This window comes from Nonomuraea zeae, from assembly GCF_005889725.1.
Taxonomy (GTDB): domain Bacteria; phylum Actinomycetota; class Actinomycetes; order Streptosporangiales; family Streptosporangiaceae; genus Nonomuraea; species Nonomuraea zeae.
This window is the reverse complement of sequence record NZ_VCKX01000147.1, coordinates 22,457-30,054: the sequence shown is the minus strand read 5'-3', so window position 1 is coordinate 30,054 and position 7,598 is coordinate 22,457. Positions and strand designations below refer to the sequence as shown.

Annotated in this window: 7 protein-coding genes; all 7 read left to right on the top strand. The window is 71.0% G+C overall.

The window, feature by feature from the left end; all coding sequences use genetic code 11:
- Positions 1-340: 340 nt before the first annotated feature.
- Entirely contained in the window at positions 341-1,096 is a 756-nt protein-coding gene (locus tag ETD85_RS36530) for an ABC transporter permease family protein (protein WP_138694388.1), read from the top strand.
- A gap of 26 nt (positions 1,097-1,122) precedes the next feature.
- On the top strand, positions 1,123-2,322 hold the full coding sequence (locus ETD85_RS36525; RefSeq protein WP_138694387.1) for a GNAT family N-acetyltransferase: 1,200 nt from the start codon (positions 1,123-1,125) through the stop codon (positions 2,320-2,322).
- Positions 2,323-2,428: 106 nt separating this feature from the next.
- Positions 2,429-2,959, top strand: coding sequence for a crossover junction endodeoxyribonuclease RuvC (gene ruvC / locus ETD85_RS36520; protein ID WP_138694392.1), 531 nt, complete (start codon positions 2,429-2,431; stop codon positions 2,957-2,959).
- The gene (gene ruvA, locus ETD85_RS36515) at positions 2,956-3,576 is read left to right on the top strand and encodes a Holliday junction branch migration protein RuvA (RefSeq protein WP_138694386.1); all 621 of its coding nucleotides are present in this window, start codon (positions 2,956-2,958) and stop codon (positions 3,574-3,576) included. Before ruvC ends, ruvA begins: the two co-directional genes overlap by 4 nt.
- A 519-nt stretch (positions 3,577-4,095) precedes the next feature.
- The gene (gene ruvB, locus ETD85_RS36510; protein WP_138694385.1) at positions 4,096-5,127 is read left to right on the top strand and encodes a Holliday junction branch migration DNA helicase RuvB; all 1,032 of its coding nucleotides are present in this window, start codon (positions 4,096-4,098) and stop codon (positions 5,125-5,127) included.
- Positions 5,128-5,344: 217 nt separating this feature from the next.
- Positions 5,345-5,728: a preprotein translocase subunit YajC gene (yajC, locus tag ETD85_RS36505; protein ID WP_240779659.1), complete on the top strand. Its 384-nt coding sequence runs from the start codon at positions 5,345-5,347 to the stop codon at positions 5,726-5,728.
- A 43-nt stretch (positions 5,729-5,771) separates the two neighbouring features.
- On the top strand, positions 5,772-7,598 hold the full coding sequence (gene secD, locus ETD85_RS36500) for a protein translocase subunit SecD (protein ID WP_338087193.1): 1,827 nt from the start codon (positions 5,772-5,774) through the stop codon (positions 7,596-7,598).

Genomic DNA, 7,598 nt, shown 5'->3' with positions numbered 1-7,598 from the left:
CTTCCCCGGCCCGGCGCCCAGCTCCGCCGCGAGTCCCTTCCCTGACTCCGCCCCGGGCCCTTTCCCCGGCCCGGCCCAGGGCCTCGGCCCGGCTCAGGGCCCCTTCCCTGGCTCGGCGCCCGGCTCGGCCTCGGGCCCCTTCCCAGGCGTCGCTTCGGGTCACTACCCCGGCGCCACCCCCGGTTCCGGCTGGGATCCTCGCTCCGGCCCGGCGGGCGGTTCTGGCAGGGATCCCTTCTCCGGCCCAGCGCCCGGTTCTAGTACGGGTTCCCTCTCCCTCCATGCGCCCGACTCTCATCTCGGTGCCGCGCCCGGGGAGCGGGCGGCGAGGCCCGTCGGGGTGGCCATCGGCGTCACGGCGCTGATCGTCGTGCTGGCGGCAGGGCTCCTGTGCGCCTGGCCGTGGATCGACGGCCTGCTGGCCCTGCCCGACACCCCCGCGGCCGGCCTGCGCACGCAGCTGAACACCTGGCCGCCGGCGGTCGCGGGCGCGCTCGTCTCGGTCGGAGTCGCCTACCTGGCCGCGCTCGGCATCGGCGGCCTGCGCCCGCTCGGACGGGGGAGCGAGTGGCTGCTCCTGCTGTTCGCGCCCTGGCTGTTCGTCGGCACTGGCCCGCTCGGCGTCGCCAACTGGCAGAACATCCGCAGCCTGGGCCTGATCGACACCTTCGTCGCGCTCATCCCGCCCGTCCTGGTGAGCGTCCCCGCCCTGCTGGTGCTCACGCTGCTGTGCAAGGGCCTGGCCGAGCGCAATGGCAGGGACTTCTTCAGCGGCGTGTTCCTGCCCTCCCTCCCCATGGCGGGCATCCTCGCCGGAGCGGTCGCCCTGATGAACGCCCAGGACCTGCTCTGGCCGCTGCTGGTCGCGCAGAAGCCCGAGCTGTTCACCGCCCCCGTGGCGCAGCTGGCCCAGGTCAGCGCCTACTCCACGACGGCTTCCGACGTCGGCGCGGCCACGCCGCTGGTCGCGGTCGGCGTCGCGCTGATCGCCGTCGTGGCCGCGCAGGTGTTCTACCTGGACAGGCTCGCCATCACGACCCAGGCCGCGACGACCGGCACGACAAACGGTTCGCGGCCACGTACGCCTGCTGCATAGGTTGGATGCTTGTGGAGATTCGAGACTTGACCGCAGAGGACCTCGACGACGTCCTCGACCTGCGCAAGCGTTCGTTCGGCCTGCTGTCCGCGGCCGACCAGGAGAGCTGGCGCCGTGCCGTGACACCGGTCCTTTCCGAGGGCCGTTACCTCGGCGCCTTCGACGGGTCCAGGCTCGCCGCCGCCGCCCGGCTGCGCCAGTTCACCCAGTGGTGGCACGGCAGGCCGCAGCCGATGGCCGGGATCGCGGGCGTCACCGTCAACCCCGAAGACCGTGGCCGCGGCCTCGGCACCTTGATCATGCGCGCTGTCATCGACCGTGGCGTGGCGCTCGGGGACGCCGTCTCCGCGCTCTATCCGGCCACCACGGCCATCTACCGCGCGATCGGTTACGAGCACGCCGGAGCCCAGTACAACGTGACGATCCCGGCGGAGTCGCTGCGCCACATCCGGCCGTCCGGGCAGGTCAAGCTGCGCAGGATGGGCCCGGGCGACGCCGCGGAGCTCGTCTCGATCCTGCACCGCGTGCACGGCGCCGCCCGCGCCAGCGGGCCCATCTGCTGGGACGAGAAGACCTGGAGCCACTGGCTCGCCGACGAGGACGACTTTCTCTATCTCGCCGACGACGGCTTCGTCATCTACCGCTGGCGCGGCGACGACATGCAGGTCGACAACCTCGTCGCCGGGTCGGCCGAGACGATGCGTGCCCTTTGGTCCATGGTGGGCAGCTCGTCCTCGATCGCGCGCGACGTCATCGCGCCGCTGGCGCCCGACGACCCGGTGCTGTGGATGCTGCGCGAGCGGACGAAGGAGCAGGTCAAGCAGGTCCGGTGGATGTTCAGGGTGCTTGACGTCGCCGCGGCGGTCGAGCGCAGGGGCTATCTGGAGCACTTGGCACGCGAGGCCGTCGTCACCGTGAACGACCCGCTGCGGGGGAGCGGCACGTGGCGGCTGGAGTTCTCGGGCGGATCGGCCGCGGCCACTCCGGTCGACGGGCCCGGCGGTGGGCCCGCCGATGGGCTGGGCAGCGGGCAGGCGGATGGGCTCGGTCGCGGGCGGAGCGACGGGCCCGGCGTTGTGCTGAGCGTGAACGGCTTCTCGGCCCTGTACGCCGGAATCCCGTCGGCCACGCTCCGGATCGCCGGGCTCATGTCCGGAGATGACCGATACGACGAGACGCTTGACGCGGCCTTCGCCGCCAAGCCGTACATGCTCGACTACTTCTGAGCCCCGTTCCCGGCTGCACACAGGCGTTTCCCGGTGCATGGCCACCTCAGCCGGGGTAGAGTCTCGTGCCGAACAGATGTTCGGCGGGCGCGGGGAGGGCATGCCGGTGCGGGTGATGGGCGTCGATCCGGGGCTGACCCGGTGCGGTCTGGGCGCTGTCGAAGGGCGGCCGGGCGCACCACTGACGCTGGTGGCCGTCGGGGTGGTGCGCACGGGGGCCGACGAGGAGCTCGGCACGCGGCTGGTCGACATCGAGGCCGGGATCGAGCGCTGGCTCGACGACGTCCGGCCCGACGCGGTCGCGGTCGAGCGCGTCTTCAGCCAGCACAACGTACGCACCGTCATGGGCACCGCGCAGGCGGCGGGCATCGCCGTGCTCTGTGCCGCCAGGCGCGGGCTGCCCGTGGCGCTGCACACGCCGTCAGAGGTCAAGGCCGCCATCACGGGCAGCGGCACCGCCGACAAGAAACAGATCGGCACCATGGTCACCCGCCTGCTGCGGCTGGCCGAGATGCCCAAGCCGGCCGACGCGGCCGACGCGCTCGCCCTGGCGATCTGCCACATCTGGCGTGGCGGCGCCCAGCACCGCCTGGCCGAGGCGCTGGCCAGGGCCACCAGGAAGGACGGCAGGTCGTGATCGCGTCGGTGGCGGGCAAGGTGGCGGCGATCGCGCCCGACGGAGCCGTGATCGAGGTGGGCGGCGTCGGCATCCTCACCCACTGCACGCCGGGCACGCTGGCCACGCTCCGGGTGGGCGAGGACGCGCGGCTGGCCACGTCGCTGGTGGTGCGTGAGGAGTCGCTCACCCTCTACGGCTTCGTGAGCGACGACGAGCGGGCCGTGTTCGAGCTGCTGCAGACGGCCAGCGGCGTGGGGCCCAAGCTGGCTCTGTCCATGCTCGCCGTCCACACGCCCAACGCGCTGCGGGTCGCCGTCGCCAGCGCTGACCTCAAGGCGCTCACGAAGGTGCCGGGGATCGGGCAGAAGGGCGCCCAGCGGATCGTGCTGGAGCTCAAGGACCGGCTCGGGACGCCGGAGGAGGCGGTCAACGCCGCGCTCAACGGGGAGCGGCGGGTGGCGGTGTGGCGCGACCAGGTCCACTCGGGGCTGGTGGGGCTGGGCTACTCCAGCAAGGACGCCGACGAGGCGATCGCCGTCGTGGAACCGGACGCCGACGCCGAGACGGCCGCCGGTCGCCAGCCACAGGTCGCGGCACTCCTGAAGGCCGCGCTGCGCGCTTTGAGCGTCCGATGAGCATCAGCCGGCCCACCGCCGACGGCCCACCCGGACACGTCCCCCGTCACCACGGAAGCAGCCCTGGCCTGCGGCATACGGCTCGCCCGCACGCCATCGGGCGCTGGGCTCGCACACCTGGTGCTGGGCGCTGGGCTCGCTCGCACGGCGCCGAGCGCGGGAATCGCCGACACGGCGCAGGACGTGAAGCTCGCGTGCGCAGGACCGCGGGCTTGGCCTGCGCGTACGGCATCGGGCGCGAGGTTTGCCTCCACGGTGGAGGACCCGGGGCCCGCGCGCACGGCGCCGAGCCCGATGGTCGTCTGCCCGGCGCAGGACTTGGGGCTCGTGTGCACGGTGGTGGGCTTGGGGTCCGCGTGCGGATTGCTGGACTTGGGGCTCGTCTGCACGTCACCCCGGGCCGGGTTTGCGCTGGTGGGTGGTCTGAAGGCCGTGTAGGCGGGCGGTTCGGGGTACGCGCCGGGCGTTGGGTGGGTGCGCAGGCCGCTAGCGTTGAGGCCGTTGGGCGGAGGTGTGGGCGTGGAGTTTGAGCGGGACCTGGTGTCCCCCGATGTCGCGGGCGACGAGCTGCAGATCGAGGCGGCGCTGCGGCCCAAGCGGCTCGGCGAGTTCATCGGCCAGGGACGCGTGCGCGAGCAGCTCTCCCTCGTGCTCGAAAGCGCGCTGCGCCGCCGGTTGCCGCCCGACCACGTGCTGATGAGCGGCTCCCCGGGGCTCGGCAAGACCACCCTCGCCATGATCATCGCGGCCGAGCTCAACGCCCCGCTCAGGATCACCTCGGGCCCCGCGCTGGAGCGGGCGGGCGACCTCGCGGCCATCCTGTCCACGCTGGCCGAGGGCGAAGTGCTGTTCATCGACGAGATCCATCGCATGGCCAGGCCCGCGGAGGAGATGCTCTACCTCGCGATGGAGGATTTCCGGGTCGACATCATCGTCGGCAAGGGTCCGGGCGCCACCGCGATCCCGCTCGACATCGCGCCGTTCACGCTGGTCGGCGCCACCACCCGGGCCGGCCTGCTGCCCGCGCCGCTGCGCGACAGGTTCGGCTTCACGGCCCACATGGACTTCTACGAGGTCGGCGAGCTGGAGCAGGTCCTCTACCGCTCGGCCAAGCTGCTCGGCGTCAACCTGCCCGACGAGGGCGCCCACGAGATCGCCAGGCGATCCAGAGGCACCCCCCGCATCGCCAACCGGCTGCTGCGACGGGTCCGGGACTTCGCCGACGTCCGTGCCGACGGGCTGATCAACCAGGAGATCGCCTCGGCCGCGCTCAACCTGTACGAAGTCGACGCCGAAGGGCTCGACCGGCTCGACCGGGCGGTGCTCGGGGTGCTGCTGAAGAAGTTCGGCGGCGGCCCCGTCGGCCTTTCCACGCTGGCGGTGGCCGTGGGGGAGGAGCCGGAGACCGTCGAAGTGGTCGCCGAGCCGTTCCTCGTACGGCAAGGTCTGCTGGCCAGGACGCCGCGCGGCCGGGTCGCGACCGCCGCCGCCTGGAACCATCTCGGGATGACACCACCCCCAGACGCGTTCGGAGCGTCGCTTTTCGACTGATCACATTACGGTTGCAACCGTTTCAATATGGGAACTTCCCCGCGCGCCGGAACGCTGCCTCGTTGCCGCGTTTCGCAACAACCGCCTACACTCCGTGGCTTGGCTGGCTGTGTAGGCTGACGGGCTGAGCGGCGCGGCCCGAAGCAACGCACGGAATTTCCGGCGCGAGGCCGGTGTCAACTTCTTGTACGACAATGGAAGGTCGCCCCTTATGGACATGGGACAACTCGGAAGCATCCTGCCGCTGATCCTTCTGGTGGTGGTGTTCTACTTCCTGCTGATCCGCCCTCAGCGCAAGCGTCAGCAAGAGGCGGCCCAGATGCAGAACTCTCTGACCCCGGGCGCCCGGGTCATGACCACGACGGGCCTGTTCGGCACCGTGGTGGCGGTGGACAATGAAGACGTGATCCTCGAGGTCGCGCCCGGGATCGAGACCCGTTGGGTGAAGGCCGCCATCGGCCGCGTCGTCACCCCCGGCGACGCTCCCGTGGCGGACGAGCCGGTGGCCCACGAGGCCGGGCTCGACGAGGACGGCAAGAAGGAGTCCGAGGCCACCGTGGATCGCAACGGCGACCAGGACTCCAGCACCAAGCAGTCCTGACTAAGCTCTGCGACAAACTCCTATCTGAAAGAATCGACGACCAGTGGCCCGACCGACCAGCCGCCACAGCCGACCGGGGCGAACGCTCCTGGTGCTGCTGGCGCTCATCCTCGCCCTGGGCGGGACGATGTTCCTGCAGAAGGCGTTCACGCCCAAGCTGGGACTCGACCTCGCCGGCGGCACGACGGTGACTCTGTCGCCCGTGACTCAGAACAACGCGGCTCCGCCTGAGGAGATCCTTGACCGCGCGGTCAACATCATCCGCGACCGAGTCAACGGAACCGGCATCTCCGACGCGGAGGTCGCCAAGTCCGGCGACAACATCATCATCTCCATCCCGGGCGTCGGACAGAGCGAGGCCGTCAAGCTGGTCGCCACCACTGCGGAGCTGCGCTTCCGCCAGGTGCTGGCCATGGCGGCCACGCAGGTCCCGCAGGACCTCGCCACCAACGCGCCCACGCCGAGCGCGTCGACCTCGGGGGCGCCGTCGGCCAAGCCGTCCGCGTCGCAGCCGGCCGGCACCCCGAAGCCGAGCACTTCGGCCTCGGCGCCGCAGCCCAGCACGTCTCCCACGGGTAAGGCGCTGTCGTCGGCGCTCACCCAGGCGACCCCCGCTCCGTCGCCCACGGCCACGCAGAGCGGTCAGAAGCAGCAGGAGACGAGCGGCCAGAAGCAGCAGGAGACGAAGAAGGGCCAGGACGCGAAGTCCTCCCCGACGGCGTCGCCGAGCGCGCAGGCCAGCACGCCGCCCGCCGAGGACCCGACGGCCGGCATCAACACCCAGGGCATCGACCCCGCGGTGCTGGCCCAGTTCAACAAGCTCGACTGCGCCGACCCGGCCAACCGCGGCCAGGGCGTCCAGGACGACCCGAACAAGCAGTACGCCGGCTGTGAGACCGACGGCAGCTACAAGTACGTGCTCGACGTCGCCAAGGTCGTCGGCACCGACATCGACACGGCCTCGGCGGGCATCCGCCAGGGCACCACCGAGTGGATCGTCCAGCTCGACTTCAAGAGCAAGGGCGCGGCCGAGTGGAGCACGCTCACCACCGCCGCCTACAACTCGCAGGAGCCGCGCAACAAGGTCGCGGTCGTGCTCGACGGCGTCGTCATCACCGCCCCCAACATCATTAGCCCGATCCCCGGCGGGCGGGCCGAGATCACGGGCGGCTTCGACCAGATCAGCGCCACCAACCTGGCCGACCAGCTCAAGTACGGCGCGCTGCCGCTGAAGTTCAACCGCAGCTCGATCGACACGGTCTCCTCGACCCTGGGCCAGGACCAGCTCGAAGGCGGCCTGGTCGCCGGTCTGATCGGTCTCGCGCTCGTGGTCGTCTACTGCCTGCTCTACTACCGGGGCCTGGGCATCGTGGCGGTGCTGAGCCTCGTGATCGCGACGATCATCACGTACACGGCGGTGGTCGTGCTCGGCCACAACGCCGGGTTCCGGCTGTCGCTGCCGCACATCATCGGCTTGGTGGTCTCGATCGGCATCACCGCCGACTCCTTCATCGTGTACTTCGAACGCATACGTGATGAGATGAAGGAGGGCCGGCGCTCGCTCCGGGCGGCCGTCGAGGTGGCCTGGGTCCGTGCCCGGCGCACGATCCTGATCGCCGACGCCGTCATGTTCATCGCCGCGATCGTCCTGTACTTCCTGGCGGTGGGCGGTGTGGCCGGGTTCGCGTTCGCCATGGGCCTGACCACGTTGATCGACATCGTGGTGGTGTTCCTGTTCACGAAGCCGTTCATCGCCCTGCTGGCGAGGGTGAAGTTCTTCGCCAAGGGGCACCCGTTGTCCGGTCTCGACGCCGAGCGCATGAGCGAGGTCGGCACGACCGGCCGCACGACCACTCCGCAGGAGGCCTGA

Excerpts from the sequence above, each read along its gene's own strand:
- yajC (WP_240779659.1), top strand. The coding sequence starts at position 5,345 with ATGGGACAACTCGGAAGCATCCTGCCGCTGATCCTTCTGGTGGTGGTG.